Here is a 2,500-nt window from a genome sequence, read left to right as displayed (position 1 = left end):
CAATTCGCCCTATTCAGACTCGCTTTCGCTGCGGCTCCGCATCTTCTGCTTAACCTTGCACGGGATCGTAACTCGCCGGTTCATTCTACAAAAGGCACGCCATCACCCGTTAACGGGCTCTGACTACTTGTAGGCACACGGTTTCAGGATCTATTTCACTCCCCTTCCGGGGTGCTTTTCACCTTTCCCTCACGGTACTGGTTCACTATCGGTCACTAGGGAGTATTTAGCCTTGGGAGATGGTCCTCCCGGATTCCGACGGAATTTCACGTGTTCCGCCGTACTCAGGATCCACTCAGGAGAGAACGAAGTTTTGACTACAGGGCTGTTACCTCCTATGGCGGGCCTTTCCAGACCTCTTCATCTACCTCGTTCCTTTGTAACTCCGTACAGAGTGTCCTACAACCCCAAGAGGCAAGCCTCTTGGTTTGGGCTGATCCCGTTTCGCTCGCCGCTACTCAGGGAATCGCATTTGCTTTCTCTTCCTCCGGGTACTTAGATGTTTCAGTTCCCCGGGTCTGCCTTCTCATATCCTATGTATTCAGATATGGATACCACTCCATTACGAGTGGTGGGTTTCCCCATTCGGAAATCTCCGGATCAAAGCTTGCTTACAGCTCCCCGAAGCATATCGGTGTTCGTCCCGTCCTTCATCGGCTCCTAGTGCCAAGGCATCCACCGTGCGCCCTTTCTAACTTAACCGTTAAAAAGAATCACTACGTGATATCTTGCATTACAATTGAATGTGAATGTCTTACTTTTGTTATCTAGTTTTCAAAGAACANNTCCTTCAAAACTAAACAAGACAGGGAACGTTCTGTTTATAAGACCCAAGGTCTTATATTCCGTTAAAATCCTTAGAAAGGAGGTGATCCAGCCGCACCTTCCGATACGGCTACCTTGTTACGACTTCACCCCAATCATCTGTCCCACCTTCGGCGGCTGGCTCCATAAAGGTTACCTCACCGACTTCGGGTGTTACAAACTCTCGTGGTGTGACGGGCGGTGTGTACAAGGCCCGGGAACGTATTCACCGCGGCATGCTGATCCGCGATTACTAGCGATTCCAGCTTCACGCAGTCGAGTTGCAGACTGCGATCCGAACTGAGAACAGATTTGTGGGATTGGCTTAACCTCGCGGTTTCGCTGCCCTTTGTTCTGTCCATTGTAGCACGTGTGTAGCCCAGGTCATAAGGGGCATGATGATTTGACGTCATCCCCACCTTCCTCCGGTTTGTCACCGGCAGTCACCTTAGAGTGCCCAACTGAATGCTGGCAACTAAGATCAAGGGTTGCGCTCGTTGCGGGACTTAACCCAACATCTCACGACACGAGCTGACGACAACCATGCACCACCTGTCACTCTGCCCCCGAAGGGGACGTCCTATCTCTAGGATTGTCAGAGGATGTCAAGACCTGGTAAGGTTCTTCGCGTTGCTTCGAATTAAACCACATGCTCCACCGCTTGTGCGGGCCCCCGTCAATTCCTTTGAGTTTCAGTCTTGCGACCGTACTCCCCAGGCGGAGTGCTTAATGCGTTAGCTGCAGCACTAAGGGGCGGAAACCCCCTAACACTTAGCACTCATCGTTTACGGCGTGGACTACCAGGGTATCTAATCCTGTTCGCTCCCCACGCTTTCGCTCCTCAGCGTCAGTTACAGACCAGAGAGTCGCCTTCGCCACTGGTGTTCCTCCACATCTCTACGCATTTCACCGCTACACGTGGAATTCCACTCTCCTCTTCTGCACTCAAGTTCCCCAGTTTCCAATGACCCTCCCCGGTTGAGCCGGGGGCTTTCACATCAGACTTAAGAAACCGCCTGCGAGCCCTTTACGCCCAATAATTCCGGACAACGCTTGCCACCTACGTATTACCGCGGCTGCTGGCACGTAGTTAGCCGTGGCTTTCTGGTTAGGTACCGTCAAGGTGCCGCCCTATTCGAACGGCACTTGTTCTTCCCTAACAACAGAGCTTTACGATCCGAAAACCTTCATCACTCACGCGGCGTTGCTCCGTCAGACTTTCGTCCATTGCGGAAGATTCCCTACTGCTGCCTCCCGTAGGAGTCTGGGCCGTGTCTCAGTCCCAGTGTGGCCGATCACCCTCTCAGGTCGGCTACGCATCGTTGCCTTGGTGAGCCGTTACCTCACCAACTAGCTAATGCGCCGCGGGTCCATCTGTAAGTGGTAGCCGAAGCCACCTTTTATGTTTGAACCATGCGGTTCAAACAAGCATCCGGTATTAGCCCCGGTTTCCCGGAGTTATCCCAGTCTTACAGGCAGGTTACCCACGTGTTACTCACCCGTCCGCCGCTGACATCAGGGAGCAAGCTCCCATCTGTCCGCTCGACTTGCATGTATTAGGCACGCCGCCAGCGTTCGTCCTGAGCCAGGATCAAACTCTCCGATAAAGTAGTTTGACTGACTACGCACATCGCTGTGCGATTTATTTAAAACTTTGAATTAACAGGTACGTTTTGTCTTGTTTAGTTTTCAAAGA

Annotated in this window: 2 rRNA genes (1 of these 2 cut by a window edge); both read right to left on the bottom strand. The window is 52.2% G+C overall.

What is annotated here, in order from left to right:
* Positions 1-702: ribosomal RNA gene (locus AXI59_RS13415) — 23S ribosomal RNA — on the bottom strand; it reaches 2,227 nt to the left of the window's first position.
* Positions 703-861: 159 nt separating this feature from the next.
* Positions 862-2,411, bottom strand: a 16S ribosomal RNA gene (locus AXI59_RS13410).
* Together the 16S and 23S rRNA genes form the textbook arrangement of a ribosomal RNA operon.
* Between the last annotated feature and the right edge of the window lie 89 nt (positions 2,412-2,500).

It is taken from the genome of Bacillus nakamurai (assembly GCF_001584325.1).
Classification (GTDB): domain Bacteria; phylum Bacillota; class Bacilli; order Bacillales; family Bacillaceae; genus Bacillus; species Bacillus nakamurai.
Note: the sequence above shows the minus strand (reverse complement) of the source record. Positions and strands in the feature narration are given on the sequence as shown.